The 15,959-nt window shown below is 72.6% G+C and carries 14 protein-coding genes; 3 read left to right on the forward strand and 11 right to left on the reverse strand.

Annotated elements, in window-relative coordinates:
• Nucleotides 1-111: 111 nt before the first annotated feature.
• Genes ruvX through ACLWS4_RS15175 form a run of 4 tightly spaced genes read right to left on the reverse strand, consistent with a single transcriptional unit; the run spans nt 112 to nt 4,169 of the window.
• Nucleotides 112-591 carry a Holliday junction resolvase RuvX gene (gene ruvX / locus ACLWS4_RS15160; protein WP_049653990.1) on the reverse strand — a complete coding sequence of 160 codons (480 nt, stop codon included), beginning with the start codon at nt 589-591 and terminating at the stop codon, nt 112-114.
• Nucleotides 591-3,260, reverse strand: a complete 2,670-nt coding sequence (gene alaS, locus ACLWS4_RS15165) for an alanine--tRNA ligase (RefSeq protein WP_049653992.1) — start codon at nt 3,258-3,260, stop codon at nt 591-593. The genes ruvX and alaS overlap by 1 nt, the downstream gene beginning before the upstream one ends.
• On the reverse strand, nt 3,260-3,685 hold the full coding sequence (locus tag ACLWS4_RS15170) for a DUF6167 family protein (RefSeq protein WP_053112171.1): 426 nt from the start codon (nt 3,683-3,685) through the stop codon (nt 3,260-3,262). Before ACLWS4_RS15170 ends, alaS begins: the two co-directional genes overlap by 1 nt.
• 4 nt (nt 3,686-3,689) lie before the next feature.
• Nucleotides 3,690-4,169: a DUF948 domain-containing protein gene (locus tag ACLWS4_RS15175; RefSeq protein WP_049653994.1), complete on the reverse strand. Its 480-nt coding sequence runs from the start codon at nt 4,167-4,169 to the stop codon at nt 3,690-3,692.
• Nucleotides 4,170-4,389: 220 nt separating this feature from the next.
• On the opposite strand from ACLWS4_RS15175, the gene ACLWS4_RS15180 reads away from it, so the two are divergent.
• Nucleotides 4,390-6,618: an ATP-binding protein gene (locus ACLWS4_RS15180; RefSeq protein ID WP_416874369.1), complete on the forward strand. Its 2,229-nt coding sequence runs from the start codon at nt 4,390-4,392 to the stop codon at nt 6,616-6,618.
• Nucleotides 6,619-6,666: 48 nt separating this feature from the next.
• Nucleotides 6,667-6,993, forward strand: coding sequence for a tetratricopeptide repeat protein (locus tag ACLWS4_RS15185; RefSeq protein ID WP_049651814.1), 327 nt, complete (start codon nt 6,667-6,669; stop codon nt 6,991-6,993).
• 103 nt (nt 6,994-7,096) lie between these two features.
• Here the strand turns inward: ACLWS4_RS15185 and rpsD are convergent, their stop codons facing one another.
• The 7 genes from rpsD to ACLWS4_RS15220 form a co-directional block, all read right to left on the reverse strand.
• The gene (rpsD, locus tag ACLWS4_RS15190; protein ID WP_030240707.1) at nt 7,097-7,711 is read right to left on the reverse strand and encodes a 30S ribosomal protein S4; all 615 of its coding nucleotides are present in this window, start codon (nt 7,709-7,711) and stop codon (nt 7,097-7,099) included.
• Nucleotides 7,712-8,020: 309 nt separating this feature from the next.
• Complete coding sequence (locus ACLWS4_RS15195; RefSeq protein WP_234348384.1) at nt 8,021-9,463, reverse strand: replication-associated recombination protein A; 1,443 nt, start codon at nt 9,461-9,463, stop codon at nt 8,021-8,023.
• Between the two features lie 56 nt (nt 9,464-9,519).
• The gene (gene ppk2 / locus ACLWS4_RS15200; RefSeq protein ID WP_049651815.1) at nt 9,520-10,338 is read right to left on the reverse strand and encodes a polyphosphate kinase 2; all 819 of its coding nucleotides are present in this window, start codon (nt 10,336-10,338) and stop codon (nt 9,520-9,522) included.
• A gap of 137 nt (nt 10,339-10,475) precedes the next feature.
• Nucleotides 10,476-10,976, reverse strand: coding sequence for a GNAT family N-acetyltransferase (locus tag ACLWS4_RS15205; RefSeq protein WP_259316510.1), 501 nt, complete (start codon nt 10,974-10,976; stop codon nt 10,476-10,478).
• A gap of 101 nt (nt 10,977-11,077) precedes the next feature.
• The gene (gene aspS, locus ACLWS4_RS15210; RefSeq protein ID WP_049651817.1) at nt 11,078-12,868 is read right to left on the reverse strand and encodes an aspartate--tRNA ligase; all 1,791 of its coding nucleotides are present in this window, start codon (nt 12,866-12,868) and stop codon (nt 11,078-11,080) included.
• On the reverse strand, nt 12,865-14,127 hold the full coding sequence (gene hisS, locus ACLWS4_RS15215; RefSeq protein WP_416874370.1) for a histidine--tRNA ligase: 1,263 nt from the start codon (nt 14,125-14,127) through the stop codon (nt 12,865-12,867). Before hisS ends, aspS begins: the two co-directional genes overlap by 4 nt.
• Nucleotides 14,128-14,138: 11 nt before the next feature.
• Nucleotides 14,139-14,846 (reverse strand): MBL fold metallo-hydrolase, encoded by a 708-nt coding sequence (locus ACLWS4_RS15220; RefSeq protein WP_049651819.1) that lies wholly within the window; start codon nt 14,844-14,846, stop codon nt 14,139-14,141.
• A gap of 249 nt (nt 14,847-15,095) precedes the next feature.
• Between ACLWS4_RS15220 and ACLWS4_RS15225 the strand changes: the two genes are divergently transcribed.
• Nucleotides 15,096-15,938: a peptidylprolyl isomerase gene (locus ACLWS4_RS15225; protein ID WP_049651820.1), complete on the forward strand. Its 843-nt coding sequence runs from the start codon at nt 15,096-15,098 to the stop codon at nt 15,936-15,938.
• The last annotated feature ends 21 nt before the right edge of the window (nt 15,939-15,959 follow it).

The following is a 15,959-nucleotide window of genomic DNA, read 5'->3' on the forward strand; positions in this document are numbered from 1 at the left end:
ATCGATCCGGATCGACATGAATCGATCCAAAACAGACAAGGAAGCGAACGAAAAGGGGTCCGTGCGGACGCGTCCGCACGGACCCCTCAACGGGACGTTAGATCAGACCGGTCAGCCGACCGCCTCGACGCTCTCACCGGGCGGGCGTCCGCTCACCCGTTCGGACTCAAGGGCGGTCTGCAGGATCACCACCGCGGCGGCCTGGTCGACCACCGAGCGGCCCTTCTTCGCCTTGACCCCCGAGGCGCGCAGCCCGTGGGTCGCGGTGACGGTCGACATCCGCTCGTCCACCAGCCGCACCGGCACCGGGTAGAGCCGGTTCGCCAGCCGGGTCGCGTACGCCCGGACCTTCTCCGCCGCCGGGCCCTCCTTGCCGCTGAGCGAACGCGGCAGCCCGACGATCACCTCCATCGCGTCGTACTCCTCGACGATGGCGGCGATCCTGGCCTGCGACTTCACCCCGGCCGGGACGGTCTCCACGGGCGTGGCGAGCACCCCGTCGGGGTCGCAGGACGCGACCCCGATCCGGGCGTCCCCGACGTCGACGGCGATCCGCCGACCCCGTCGGAAGGGCCTCTCCTCGAGCTCCATCAGCTGGCGCGCTCCGCGACCAGGCCGAGCACCGCGGCGATGGCCTCGCCGACCGCGGCCGGGTTGGAGCCGCCGCCCTGGGCGACGTCGTCCTTGCCGCCACCGCCGCCGCCGAGGGTCTTGGCGGCGGTCCGGACCAGCTCGCCGGCCTTGATGCCGCGGCCGCGGGCGTCCTCGTTGGTGGCGATCACGGTCAGCGGGCGGTCGTTCGCCACGGTGAAGGCGGCGACCACGGCCGGGCGCGAGCCGAGGCGGCCGCGCACGTCCAGGACCAGCTTGCGCAGCTCGTCCGCGCCCACGCCGTCGGCGACCTGCGCGGCGACCACGGCGATGCCGTGCACGTCCTCGGCCGAGTCGGCCAGGCCCGCCGCGGCGGCCAGCACCTTCTCGGCGCGGAAGCGCTCGATCTCCTTCTCGGCGTCCTTGAGCTTGGCGAGCATGCCCGAGATCTTCTCCGGCAGCTCCTCCGGGCGGCCCTTGACCAGCTCGGTGAGCTGGGCGACCACGGTGTGCTCACGGGCCAGGAACCGGTAGGCGTCGCTGCCGACCAGCGCCTCGACGCGGCGCACGCCGGAGCCGATCGAGGACTCGCCGAGCAGCTTCACCAAGCCCAGCTGGGCGGTGTTGCCGACGTGGGTGCCGCCGCACAGCTCCTTGGAGAAGTCGCCGATGGTGACGACCCGGACCTCGTCTCCGTACTTCTCGCCGAACATCGCGATGGCGCCGGCCTTGCGGGCCTGGTCCATCGTCATGACCTCGGCGGTGACCTCCAGCTCGCGGGTCAGCACGTCGTTGATCTTCTGCTCGACGTCGACCAGCACGCTGCCGGGAACGGCGGCGGGCGAGCCGAAGTCGAAGCGGAAGCGGCCGGGGGCGTTCTCGGAGCCGGCCTGGGCGGCCGTCGGGCCGAGCGCGTCGCGCAGCGCCTGGTGGGTCAGGTGGGTGGCCGAGTGGGCGCGGGCGATCGCCCGGCGGCGCTCGGTGTCGATCGTGGCGTACGCCGAGGCGCCCAGCACGACCTCGCCGAACAGCACCCCGCCGGAGTGCACGATGACGCCCGGGACGGGCTGCTGCACGTCGCGGATCTCCACCACCGCGCCGGACTCCAGCCGGATCCGGCCCTGGTCGGCGAGCTGGCCGCCGCCCTCGGCGTAGAACGGGGTGCGGTCGAGGATGATCTCGACCTCGTCGCCCTCGGAGGCGGCCGGCGCCGGGACGCCGTCCACCAGCAGGCCGACCACGGTGGCCTCGCCCTCGGTGAGGGAGTAGCCGGTGAAGACGCTGGCGCCGGACGTGTCGGCGACCTCGCGGTACGCGGCGACGTCGGCGTGGCCCATCTTCTTGGCCTTGGCGTCGGCCTTGGCGCGGTCCCGCTGCTCCTGCATCAGGCGGCGGAAGCCGGCCTCGTCCACCTGGAGGCCCTGCTCCTCGGCCATCTCCAGGGTGAGGTCGATCGGGAAGCCGTAGGTGTCGTGCAGCTTGAACGCCTGGTCGCCGGAGAGCACCGCGCCGCCGGACTGCTTGGTCTCGGTGACCGCGGCGTCCAGCAGGTTGGTGCCGGCCTTCAGGGTCTGGAGGAAGGCCGCCTCCTCGCCGACGACGACCGTCTCGATGCGCTTGCGGTCGCTCTCCAGCTCCGGGTACTGCGGGGCCATCGCCTTGATGGCGATGTCGGTGAGGTCCTTGGCCACCACGCCGGTGGCGCCCAGCAGGCGCATGTTGCGGATGGCGCGGCGCAGGATGCGGCGCAGCACGTAGCCGCGGCCCTCGTTGCCGGGGGTGACGCCGTCGCCGATCAGCATCAGCGCGGTGCGGATGTGGTCGGTGACCACGCGCAGCGAGACGTCCGCCTTGTGGTCGGCGCCGTAGGTGTGGCCGGTGAGCTCGGCGGCGCGGTCGAGGATCATCCGGCTGGTGTCGATCTCGAAGAGGTTGTCGACGCCCTGCAGGATGGCGGCGAGGCGCTCCAGGCCGAGGCCGGTGTCGATGTTCCGGCTCGGCAGGTCGCCGAGGATCTCGAAACCGTCCTTGCCGTCGCCGTGGCCGCGCTCGTACTGCATGAAGACCAGGTTCCAGATCTCCAGGTAGCGCTCGCCGTTGACGGCCGGGCCGCCCTCCTCGCCGTACGCGGGGCCGCGGTCGTAGTTGATCTCCGAGCACGGGCCGCACGGGCCGGGGACGCCCATCGACCAGAAGTTGTCCTTCATGCCCAGGCGCTGGATGCGCTCCGAGGGCACGCCGATGACGTCACGCCAGATCTGCTCGGCCTCGTCGTCGTCCTTGTAGACGGTGATCCAGAGCTTCTCCTTCTCCAGGCCGTAGCCACCGTCCGCGACGGGAGTGGTGAGCAGCTCCCAGGCGAACTTGATGGCTCCTTCCTTGAAGTAGTCGCCGAAGGAGAAGTTGCCGCACATCTGGAAGAAGGAGCCGTGCCGGGTGGTCTTCCCGACCTCCTCGATGTCCAGGGTGCGCACGCACTTCTGGACGCTGGTGGCGCGCGAGAACTGCGGCTTGACCTCGCCCAGGAAGTAGGGCTTGAACGGCACCATGCCGGCGTTGACGAGCAGCAGGGTGGGGTCGTCGGCGACCAGGGACGCCGACGGAACGACGGTGTGGCCGCGCTCCTCGAAGAAGCGCAGCCAGCGGCGGCGGATCTCAGCCGACTCCATTAGTGGTCCTTCCGGTTCGGGGTGCCGCCCCGCGGCGGCAGGGCGCGGCGGGGCGTTTCTTCAGTGGTCTGGGGGGTGGTACGGGCGCTGCGGGACGGAGGCAGGGCGGCGGCCGGGCTACCGGGCGCCGCCGAGATAGCTCGGTACTGCGGCTCGCCGCGCAGGACCCGGCGGTCGCCGCGGGGCTCCACCACGGCGGTGCCGTGCAGCCCGAGGTCGTCCTTCAGCTGCTCCTCGCGCTCGGCCATGCCGGCCTTCACGTCCTGGGCGAACTGCTTGGCCAGGTCGCCCAGGTGCAGCGCACCGCGGGCGGCGGTGCCGGAGAGGCTGTCCGGGGTCAGCCGGTGCACGGCCTCGTTGGCCTTGTTCATGGCCCAGACGGTGGCGCCGGCGCCGACCGCCATCCAGAAGATGCGTCGCACCATGCCGTCAGCCCCTCACCGCGCGCCGGACCCGGGAGAACAGTCCGCTCCTGGGCGCCGTCGCGGCGCGGACCTCGGCCCGGATCAGCCGGGCCAGCTCCTCGCGCTCGCCGGCCTGCGAGGGCACCGGCGGCACGCCGCCCTGCTGCCGGGCGACGGCCTTGCGCACGCCGTAGCTGAACGCCGCGACCTTCACCAGCGGTCCGCCCAGGGTGGCGGCCACGGTGGAGGAGAGCGCGTTGGCGTTGGCGGCGGCGTCCTGCACGTTGGCGGTGATCTCGTCCACCCGCTCCAGCTGCTCGTTGGCGCTGCGCACCGCGGCGCCCGCGTCGGTCAGCAGCGGGACGGCCTGCTCGGTGACGGCGGAGACCAGGACGGCGGCCTCCTTGAGGACCCGGGAGAGGCGGACCAGCACCACGGCGAGCAGGGTGACCAGGACCGCCCAGAAGACGGCGACGAGCAATCCGGCCAGCTCTCCCACGGACACCTTTGCGCGCTCCCTCGCCTTGCAGCTCTTCAGAGGGAACCCTATCGCGCCGACGCCCGGTTTCCGGACCGGGTTCTTTCCCCGGCGATCCGGTCGGGTGTGCGATCGGCGCGCGTAACCTACCGGCCGGTCACCTCGTTCTGCCTGGCAGGCCGTCGCCCGTACGGCCCGACGCACGTCCGGACCGCGACGGTCCGGCCTGGAGCACGGGGAGCAGCCCTTGGCCGGGGACTGGAGAGCGGAGCCCGGGGAGCCCGAGGCGGGGCCGCCCGAGCCGGAGCCCGGCCGGCTGCCGGCCGAGCTGACCGGCTTCGTCGGGCGGCGGGGCGAGCTGGCCGAGCTGGCCGGCCTGCTGGCCACGGCCCGGCTGGTGACGGTCACCGGGCCCGGCGGCGTGGGCAAGAGCCGGCTGGCGCTGCGCGCGGCGGCCCGGGCGGCCGACGCGTTCCCGGACGGCACCTGGCTGGTGGACGTGGCCCCCGTGCAGGACCGGCTGCTGCTCGGCCACGCCGTCCTGGATGCGCTGCGGCTCACCGACGGCGGCGCCCGTCCGCCGCTGGACGTCCTGACCGACCGGCTGGACGGCCGGCGCCTGCTGCTGGTGCTGGACGGCTGCGAGCACCTGGTGGAGGCCTGCGCCGAGCTGGCCGACGCGCTGCTGCGGGCGCTGCCCGAGCTGCGGCTGCTGACCACCAGCCGCACCGCGCTGCGGGCCTCGGGCGAGCACCTGCTGACCCTCGCGCCGCTGCCGGTCGGCCCGGCGCCCGCCGGCCCGGTGCGGTCGGGCGCGCTGCCGGACGCGGTGCGGCTGTTCGCCGACCGGGCCCGGGCGGTGCTGCCGTCCTTCGAGGTGACGGAGGACAACGCGGAGGCGGTCGCGCTGCTCTGCCGCCGGCTGGACGGCATCCCGCTGGCCGTGGAGCTGGCCGCCGGCCGGCTCCGCGCGCTGTCCGTGGAGCAGGTCACCGCCCGGCTGGACGACCGCTTCCGGCTGCTCACCGGCGGCTCCCGGACGGCCCTGCCCCGGCACCGGGCGCTGCGCACGACGATCGGTTGGAGCCATGAGCTCTGCACCGTGCAGGAACGTTTACTCTGGGCCCGCCTGTCGGTCTTCGCCGGCGGTTTCGACCTGGAGGCCGCCGAGTACGTCTGCGCCGGCGAGGGCATCGAGGCCGAAGAGGTGCTCGACCTGCTCGACGAGCTGGTCGCCAAGTCCGTGGTGCTGCGCGAGGACAGCGCCTTCGGCGTGCGCTTCCGGCTGCTGGACACCCTGCGCGAGTACGGCGGCCAGTGGCTGCGGGCCGCCGGCGAGGAGCCGCGGCTGCTGCGCCGCCACCGGGACTGGTACCTGGGCGTCGCCACCTGGGGCGAGGTCGAGTGGTTCGGCCCCCGGCAGGCGGAGACCGCCGAGCGCACCCAGCTGGCCCACGGCAACCTCCGCGCGGCGCTGGAGTTCTGCCTCGCCGAGCCCGGCGAGGAGCAGATCGCCCTGCTGCTGGCCGGCACCCTCTGGTTCTACTGGATCGGCTGCGGCCACCTCGGCGAGGGCCGGCACTGGCTGGACCGGGCGCTCGCCCTGGACCGCGAGCCCACCGAGGCCCGGGCCAAGGCGCTCTGGGTGACCGGCTACACGGCCACCCTCCAGGGCGACCTCGGCTTCGCCCGCCCGGCGCTGGAGGAGTGCCGCCGCCAGGCCCTGAACACCGGCGACGACCGGGCCCTGGCCCACGCCGTCCACCGCCAAGGCTGCGTCGCCCTGGTCGGCGACGACCCCGACCGGGCCGCCGAGCTGTTCGAGGAGGCGCTCTGGCACTACCGGACCATCGGCGAGCTCAACAGCAACGTGGTGATGGCCATGCTGGAGCTGGGACTGGCCTACCTGTTCCAGGGCGACCTGGACAGCGGCGAGCTCTGGTTCGGCCAGGCCCGCGAGCTGTGCGAGGAGCACGGCGAGCAGTGGGCCTACGGGTACGTGCTCTACGCGATGGCGTACTCGCACTGGCTGGACGGCGCGGTCCAGCCCGCCCGGATGCTGGCCCGGGAGTGCGTGCGGCTGAACCACCTCTTCCGCGACCTGCTCGGCATCGTGCTGGGCATCGACCTGCTGGCGCTGCTGGAGACCGAGCCGAGCCGCCCGGGCGAGCCGGGCGACCTGCGCGAGGCGCGGGTGCTCCAGGGGGCCGCGCACCGGATCTGGCGCGCGGTCGGCAACCCGTTCCTGGGCTCGCGGAACTTCTTCGGCCCGCACCAGGAGTGCGCGGAGCGGGCCCTGGCCGGGCTGAGCGCCCAGGAGTACGAGGAGTGCTACGAGGCCGGCACCCTGCTGGACCTGGACGCGGCGGTCGCCCGGGCGCTCGGCGGCGGGGGCGCGGCGGAGGGCGCGGAGCCGGTGCCGGATCCCCGCGCGGTGCCGCCCGCGCCGGCGCCCTCGGCGGTGCGGAATAGTTGAAACTTGCCGATTGCTTGAGGAGGCAAGGAACTGCTCGGAAGGAGCACCATGGCCGTCCACAACGCCGCCAACGAGTACCGCATGGCGAAGTTCTACTTCGATTCCAAGGCGTACACCGACGCGGCCCGCATGCTCGAAGGCGTCCTGGCCGAGGAGCCGACCAACCTCTCGGTCCGGATGCTGCTGGCCCGCAGCTACTTCCACTCGGCCCAGCTGCGGCGCGCCGAGGCCGAGCTGCTGCGGATCCTGGAGGCCGACCCGGCCGAGGACTACGCCCGGCTGATGCTCGGCCGCACCCTGGAGCGCCAGGGCCGCGCCGAGGAGGCCCGCCCGCACCTGCGGCTGGCCGCCGCGATGGCCGGCGAGAGCATCTGACGGCAGCGGGAGGAACCGCGGGAACAGCGGAAAAGGGGCGAGCCCCCGTCGCCTCGAAAGGCGGCGGGGGCTCGCTCATGGTGTCGCGAAGAGCGGAACCGGGTCAGCGCGAGTAGTACTCGACGACCAGCTGCTCGTCACAGATCACCGGGACCTCCTTGCGCTGCGGCGCACGGTCCAGGCGGAAGGCCAGGGCCTTCAGGTTGACCTCGAGGTACTTCGGGGTCTGGCCCTCACCCGCGTAGCCACCCTCACGGGCGACCTGGAAGGGGACCTTCTCCTTGGAGCGCTCGCGGACGGTGACCACGAAGCCCGGCTTCATCTGGAACGACGGCTTGTTGACCTTGCCGCCGTTGACCTCGATGTGGCCGTGGACGACCATCTGGCGGGCCTGGTAGATGGTGCGGGCGATGCCCGAACGCAGGACCAGGGAGTCCAGACGGGTCTCCAGGTCGGCGACGAGCGCCTCACCGGTCTTGCCCTCGGCCTTCTTCGCGCGGTCGAACGCGCGCGCCATCTGCTTCTCGCTCAGGTCGTACTGGGCGCGCAGACGCTGCTTCTCGAGCAGACGGACCTTGTAGTCCGAGTTCTGCTTGCGGCCACGGCCGTGCTGGCCGGGCGGGTACGGGCGGGCCTCGAAGTACTTGACGGACTTCGGGGTCAGCGGCACGCCGAGCGCACGCGCGATCTTGACCTTGGGACGCTTCTGGTTCGCCATGAACCAAACCTTCCTTGCTTACGAATACGGCTTCACCAGGTGTTGACGGAGGTCGCATCTCGCGACCCGGAGACAACCCATCGCCGAGGCGATGCGGTCAGCCGCTCTCCGGAGCCGGGCACGGAAGTGCTGGTCACACGGACCGGCCCGGAATCCGGGCCCGTCCGCGACACCGAAACGGTGCGCGACGCTCCTGGTGCGGGCCCCTCGAGGGGGCCTACGGCCGGTGTCCCGCTGGTGCGGCCGGTCGGTGGGGTCTCCCCCGCCGCCGTCCCGGGACATGGCACTCCGATCGAGTATACCGGTGGATCACTCGCCCTTTTCCCCGGGCTGCTCCTCGGCCCCCGCCGCCGCCTTCCGCGGCTTCTGCTCGGGCTTCTGCTCGGCCTTCTTCTCCACCCTGCGCTCCCCGCGCAGCCGCCCGCGCGTCCACTCCACGACCTCCGCGTACCGGGCCTCGCCGCCGCGCCTGGTCGGCTGGTAGTACTCCCGGCCGTGCACCGCGTCCGGCGCGTACTGCTGGGCGGCGATGCCCTCCGGCAGGTCGTGCGGGTAGCGGTAGCCCTTGCCGTGGCCGAGCTTGCCCGCGCCGCCGTAGTGCGCGTCCCGCAGGTGGGACGGGACGGCGCCCGCCAGGCCCTGCCGGACGTCCGCCAGCGCCGCGTCGATCGCCAGGTAGGCGGCGTTGGACTTGGGCGCCAGGGCCAGCGCGATGGCCGCCTGGGAGAGGATGATCCGGGCCTCCGGGAAGCCGATCAGGGCCACCGCCTGGGCCGCCGCCACCGCCGTCTGCAGGGCCGTCGGGTCGGCCAGGCCGACGTCCTCGCTGGCCGAGATCATCAGCCGGCGGGCGATGAACCGCGGGTCCTCCCCCGCCTCGATCATCCGGGCCAGGTAGTGCAGGGTGGCGTCCACGTCGCTGCCGCGGATCGACTTGATCAGCGCGCTCGCCACGTCGTAGTGCTGGTCGCCGTCCTTGTCGTAGCGCACCGCCGCCTGGTTGACCGCCGTCTCGGTGGTGGCCAGCGTGATGCTCGGCTCGCCCTTCTCCAGCGCCGCCCCGGCCGCCGCCTCCAGCGTGGTGAGCGCCCGCCGGGCGTCCCCGCCGGCCAGGCGCACCAGGTGGTCCTCGGCCTCCGCGGTCAGCTCCAGTGCCCCCTCCAGCCCGCGCTCGTCGGCCACCGCGCGGCGCAGCAGCGCCCGGATGTCCTCGTCGGTCAACGACTCCAGGGTGAGCAGCAGCGAGCGGGACAGCAGCGGGGAGATCACCGAGAAGTACGGGTTCTCGGTCGTCGCCGCGATCAGGGTGACCCAGCGGTTCTCCACGGCGGGCAGCAGCGAGTCCTGCTGGGCCTTGGAGAAGCGGTGGATCTCGTCCAGGAAGAGCACCGTCTCCCGGCCGGACATCCCGACCGCCCGCCGGGCGCCGTCGATCACCGCCCGGACCTCCTTGACCCCGGCGGTGATCGCGGACAGCTCCACGAAACGGCCCTCAACCGCCTGGCTGATCACGTGCGCCAGGGTGGTCTTGCCGGTGCCGGGAGGGCCCCAGAGGATCACCGAGCTGGTCGCCGCCGGGCCGCGCGAACTCCCGACCAGGCGGCGCAGCGGCGAGCCGGGCTTCAGCAGCTGCCGCTGCCCGGCCACCTCGTCCAGGGTGCGCGGACGCATCCGTACGGCCAGGGGCGCCCGGCCGGGCTCCCTGGTCTGGCGTTCCTCGGCGGCGGCGGTGAAGAGGTCCGGTTCGTCCACACCGGAAGCCTATGCGAGGGCTCGGACAGCCCGCCAAGAGCTGCGCGGGGCCCGTCCTACTCCAGCCCGGCGGCGTGGTCCGGGACGTACTTCTGGAGGTCCCGCGGGGGCCGCTCGTAGCCGCGCGAGGCGGGGCGGGGCGGCAGCTGCACCCGCGGCTCCCTGATCTCGTGGTACGGCACGGTGGACAGCAGGTGGGCGATCATGTTGATCCGGGCCCGGCGCTTGTCGTCGCTCTCCACCACGTGCCAGGGCGAGTCCGGGGTGTCGGTGTGGATGAACATCTCGTCCTTGGCCCGCGAGTAGTCCTCCCAGCGGGTGATCGACTCGACGTCCATCGGGGAGAGCTTCCAGCGCTTCATCGGGTCCTCCAGCCGGTCCCGGAAGCGCCGCTGCTGCTCGGTGTCGCTCACCGAGAACCAGTACTTGCGCAGCAGGACGCCCGACTCGGTGAGCATCCGCTCGAAGGTCGGGCACTGGTGCAGGAACTGCCAGTACTCCTCGTCGGTGCAGAAGCCCATCACCCGCTCGACGCCCGCGCGGTTGTACCAGCTGCGGTCGAACAGGACGATCTCCCCGGCGGCCGGCAGGTGCTCGACGTACCGCTGGAAGTACCACTGGGTCTTCTGCCGCTCGGTCGGTGTGGGCAGCGCCGCGACCCGGGCGATGCGGGGGTTGAGGTACTCCGTCACCCGCTTGATCGCCCCGCCCTTGCCCGCGGCGTCGCGCCCCTCGAAGACCACCACCAGCCGGGCGCCCTCGACGCGCACCCACTCCTGGAGCTTCACCAGCTCCTCCTGGAGGCGCAGCAGCTCCCGCTCGTACGGCTTCCTGGCCAGTCGCTCCGGCTTCCCGGTCCGCTGCTGCTCGGCCACCCTCGGTTCCTCCGTCCGGCTGAATGCTGATCAGCACTCACCGTAGGCGCCCACGGCCGGTTCCGCAGGTCGGCGGGGGGCTGTGGCGACCGGGGCCGGTCTCGTGGACCGGCCCTGGGGAGAGGTGCCGGGAGAGGTCAGACGGCGACGAAGGGCTCGGGGTAGCGGCAGAGCCCGCGCGGGGTGCCGTCGTACGACGGCAGCGGCAGCACCTGGAAGTACGCCTCCGGCACCTCGAACGGGCCGGTGACCTCGTGCCGCCCGGCCGGCGCGAAGCCGAACCGCGCGTAGTACTCCGGGTCGCCGAGGACGACCACGAGCTTCTCGCCCGCGTCCTCGGCCGCCGCCAGCGCGGCCCGGACGACCAGCTCGCCGACGCCCCGGCGCTGCCACTCGGGCGCCACCGCGACCGGCCCGAGCGCCAGCGCCTTGCCGTCGCCGACGAGCAGCCGGGTGAGCAGCGCGTGGCCGATCACCAGCCCGGCCCCGTCGACCGCCACCACGGACAGCCCGGGCAGCCAGGCGGGGTCGCGGCGCAGCGCGTCCACCAGGTCCGCCTCGTCCGGGCCGGGGAACGCGGCCATGTGGACGCGTCTGGTCGCCGGGGCGTCCTCCGGACATTCGATTCTTGTGGTCACCTGCAAGAGTCAACCCTCCCTGTGTCACACACCGTTGTGGACCGGCCCCGGACGGCGGGTGAGCCGTCCGGGGCCGTTGCAGGTTAGCGGATGACGCGGTGTCAGGACTGGGGCTGGGCCTCGCCCTTGGCGTCCTCGCGGACCTTCGGCTTGGCGTCCACGCCGGCCTCGCGGCGCTGCGCCGGGGTGATCGGGGTCGGGGCGCCGGTCAGCGGGTCGCCGCCGGTGGACGTCTTCGGGAAGGCGATGACGTCCCGGATGGTGTCGTACCCGCCCAGCAGGGTGACGATGCGGTCCAGGCCGAAGGCGACACCGCCGTGCGGCGGCGGGCCGTAGTTGAACGCGTCCAGCAGGAAGCCGAACTGCGAGGCCGCCTCCTCCTCGGAGAGGCCGATCGCGTCGAACGCCCGCTTCTGCACGTCGCGCTGGTGGATACGGATCGAACCGCCGCCCAGCTCCGAGCCGTTGAGGACCAGGTCGTAGGCGTTGGAGAGCGCCGAGCCCGGGTCGGTGTCGAAGGTGGCCAGCGACTCCGCGGTCGGGGCGGTGAACGGGTGGTGCACCGCGTGCCAGCCCTGGAACTGGCCCTTGTCGTCCTCGATCGGCTCGAACATCGGGAAGTCGACGACCCAGAGGAAGGCCCACTGGGACTCGTCGATCAGCTCGCAGCGGCGGCCGATCTCCAGACGGGCGGCGCCGAGCAGCTCCTGGGAGGCGCGCTCCTTGCCGGCCGCGAAGAAGACCGCGTCGCCGTTCTTGGCGCCCGCGGCGGCGGCGAGGCCGGCCAGGTGCTCCGCGGAGAGGTTCTTGGCGACCGGGCCGCGCAGCTCGCCGGTCTCGGCGTCGATGAGCACGTAGGCCAGGCCCTTGGCGCCGCGCGCCTTGGCCCAGTCCTGCCAGGCGTCCAGCTGCTTGCGCGGCTGCGAGGCGCCGCCGGGCATGACCACGGCGCCGACGTACGGGGCCTGGAAGACGCGGAACTCGGTGCCCTTGAAGTACTCGGTCAGGTCGGTGAGTTCCTGGCCGAAGCGGACGTCCGGCTTGTCCGAGCCGTAGCGGCCCATGGCGTCCGCGTAGGTCATCCGGGGCAGCGGGTTCGGGATCTCGTACCCGTGCACCTCGCGCCAGATGGAGCCGACGATCTTCTCGCCGAGGGCCAGGACGTCCTCCTGGTCGACGAACGAGGCCTCGATGTCCAGCTGGGTGAACTCCGGCTGCCGGTCGGCGCGGAAGTCCTCGTCGCGGAAGCAGCGGGCGATCTGGTAGTAGCGCTCCATGCCGGCCACCATCAGCAGCTGCTTGAACAGCTGGGGCGACTGCGGCAGGGCGTACCAGTGGCCGGGCTGGAGGCGGACCGGGACGAGGAAGTCGCGGGCGCCCTCGGGGGTGGAGCGGGTGAGGTACGGCGTCTCGATGTCGAGGTAGTCGTTCTCCTCCATCACCCGGCGGATGATGTTGTTGACCTTGGAGCGCAGGCGCAGGCCCTTGGCCGGGCCCTCGCGGCGCAGGTCCAGGTAGCGGTAGCGCAGCCGGACCTCCTCGTTGACCGTGCCCGGCTCGTACTCGGCGACCGGGAAGGGCAGCGGGGCGGCCTCGGAGAGCACCTCGATCGCGCTGACGACGACCTCGACGGCGCCGGTCGGGATGTCGGGGTTCTCGTTGCCCTCGGGGCGGACCCGGACGTCGCCGACGACCTTGACGCAGTACTCGGCGCGCAGGCCGTGTACCGAGTCGAGGTCGCGGACCACGATCTGCACGGTGCCGGAGGCGTCGCGCAGGTCGATGAAGGCGACGCCGCCGTGGTCGCGGCGGCGGGCGACCCAGCCGGCCAGGGTGACGGTGGTGCCTGCGTGCTCCGGGCGGAGCGTGCCCGCGTCGTGCGTGCGGATCACAGCTGCTTCTCCTTCAGGGTGGTGACGAGTGCGTCGAGGGCGACGGGGGTCTGCTCGCCGGTGCTCATGTCCTTGAGCTGGACGACGCCCTCGGCGAGGTCCCGGTCCCCGGCGATCAGGGCGAAGCGGGCGCCGGACCGGTCGGCGGACTTCATGGCGTTCTTGATGCTCTTGACGCCGAAGGCGAGGTCGGTGGCCACGCCGGCCCGGCGCAGCTCGACCACCTTGGCGAACAGGGTGTTCTTGGCCTCCTCGCCGAGCGCGACGGCGTAGACGGAGGTGGCCGCCGGCAGGTCGAGGGCGACGCCCTCGGCCTCCAGTGCGAGGTAGGTGCGGTCCACGCCGAGCGCCCAGCCGACGGACGGCAGCGCCGGGCCGCCGATCATCTCGGACAGGCCGTCGTAGCGGCCGCCGCCGCCGATCGCGGACTGGGCGCCGAGGCCGTTGTGCACGAACTCGAAGGTGGTGCGGGTGTAGTAGTCCAGGCCGCGCACCAGCTTGGGGTCGTCCACGAAGGCCACGCCCGCCGCGGTGAGCAGCTCGCGGACCTTCTCGTCGTACGCCTTGCAGGCCTCGCACAGGTAGTCGCGCAGCATCGGGGCGCCGACCAGCTGGGCCTGCACCGACTCGCGCTTGTCGTCGAGGACGCGCAGCGGGTTGATCTCGGCGCGGCGGCGGGTCTCCTCGTCCAGCTCCAGGCCGGCGAGGAAGTCGATCAGCGCGGCACGGTAGACCGGGCGGCACTGCTTGTCGCCGAGGCTGTTGAGCAGCAGCGAGTAGTTGCTCAGCCCCAGCGAGCGGAAGGCGTCGTCGGCCAGGATGATCAGCTCGGCGTCCAGCGCCGGGTCCTCGGCCCCGATCGCCTCGGCGCCGACCTGGGAGAACTGGCGGTAGCGGCCCTTCTGGGCGCGCTCGTAGCGGTAGTACGAGCCCGAGTACCAGAGCTTGACCGGCAGGTTGCCCTGCTTGTGGAGGTTGGCCTGGAGCGCGGCGCGCAGCACCGAGGCGGTGCCCTCGGGGCGCAGCGCGAGCTCGTCGCCGCCCTTGGTGGTGAGGGTGTACATCTCCTTGGAGACGATGTCGGTGGACTCGCCGACACCGCGGGAGAACAGCTTCACGTCCTCGAAGACCGGGGTCTCGACGTAGCCGTAACCGGCCCGGCGGGCGGGCGCGGCGATGCGCTCGCGGATCGCCAGGAAGGTCGCGGAGCTGGGGGGCAGCAGGTCGTAGGTGCCCTTGGGGGCGGTGAAGGTGCTCAACTTCTCTTCCGTCACATTCCTCGTCGCGGGAAAGCCGGGGCGCCTGCCGCCCCTGCTGCCTGTCGGAGGTAGGGGTTGGTGGCGCGCTCGCGGCCGATGGTGGTCTGACCGCCGTGGCCGGAGAGGACCACGGTGGAGTCGTCGAGGGGCAGGCACACCCGGGCCAGCGAGTTCATGATCGCCTCGCTGTCCCCGCCCGGGAGGTCGGTACGCCCGATGGAGCCGGCGAACAGCAGGTCGCCCGAGAACAGCACCGGGGGGAGGTCCTCGGCACCGGGCGTCCGGAAGGTCACCGACCCCCCGGTATGGCCCGGGGCGTGGTCCACGGTGAGCTTCAGGCCGGCCAGCTCCAGCACGCCGCCGTCGGTAAGCTCGCGCACGTCGTCGGGCTCGCCGACGGTGAGCTCGCCCATCAGCTGGGTGCCCAGGGAGCGGCCGAGCGCCTTCTCCGGGTCGGACATCATGTACCGGTCCTCGGGGTGGATCCAGGCCGGGACGCCGCGGGCGCCGCAGACCGGGACCACCGAGGCCACGTGGTCGATGTGGCCGTGGGTGAGCAGCACGGCGACGGGCTTCAGCCGGTGCTCGCGGACCATCTCCTCGACGCCGCGGGCCGCCTGGTGGCCGGGATCGACGATGACGCACTCCTCGCCGGCCGCCGGAGCGACCAGGTAGCAGTTGGTGCCCCAGGCTCCAGCGGGGAATCCGGCGATGAACACGCGCGTCCTTCGGGTGTGTGGCGGTCGGCTGCGGCGACTGCCAGTGGTGATGCCACCAGTGGTGATTCAGGTGCAGCCTACCGGCGCCGCGGGTCCGGTTGCGAACCAGATACGGGCGGCGGGGCGCCGCGGCCCGGCAGGTTCACCGGGTTCTTACAGGCCCGGTCCCTACACTTGGCCGCCGAGGGATGCGATGATCCGCTCCGGAATCCATCCACTTTTCCCGCACATCCGTAGGAGACACGGCCGGTGGTCAGCAGCGAACAGCGGCGGCGGCAGCTCGCCCGAGAGAAGTACGAGCGCCAGTTGGAGCGCCGGGTCGAGGCCCAGGCCGCGCGCAGGCGGCGCAACACGATCCTGGGCGCCTCGCTCGCCGTCGTGGTCCTGGCCGGCGGTGGCACCCTGATCGCCACCGGCGCGTTCAGCTCGGACGACAAGGGCGACAAGAAGGCCTCGAACAGCGCCCAGGCCGCGCCGACCGGTACCGAGGAGCCGTCCGCCCCGACCCGCAAGCCGGTCGAGGGCTGCGCCGCCCCGGCGCCGGGCGCGCCCAACGGCAAGCAGTGGCAGGCCGAGCCGGCCATGACGATCGACGCGGGCGGCTCGTACGCCATGACGCTGGACAGCAACTGCGGCAAGGTGACGATCGCGCTGGACGCGGCGAAGGCCCCGCACACCGTGAACTCCTTCGCCTTCCTGGCCGGTGAGCAGTACTTCGACCACACCAAGTGCCACCGCCTCACCACCGACGGCATCTTCGTGCTGCAGTGCGGCGACCCGACCGCCAGCGCGACCGTCCCGGGCGGCTCCGGCGGCCCCGGCTACAAGTTCGCGGACGAGAACCTGACCGGCGCGACCTACCCGGCCGGCACCGTGGCGATGGCCAACTCCGGTCCGGGCACCAACGGCAGCCAGTTCTTCCTGGTCTACAAGGACACCAAGCTGCCCCCGAACTACACCCCCTTCGGCAAGGTCACCGGCGGCCTGGACGTGGTGCAGAAGATCGCCGCCGCGGGCACCCTGGAGGGCTCGTCGGACGGCCACCCGATGGCCGACGTCACCTTCAACTCCGTTACGGTGGCGAAGGGTTGACCGACTCCGGGGGCGTCGGCG

The sequence above is a fragment of the Kitasatospora sp. SC0581 genome, assembly GCF_048159585.1.
Lineage (GTDB): Bacteria > Actinomycetota > Actinomycetes > Streptomycetales > Streptomycetaceae > Kitasatospora.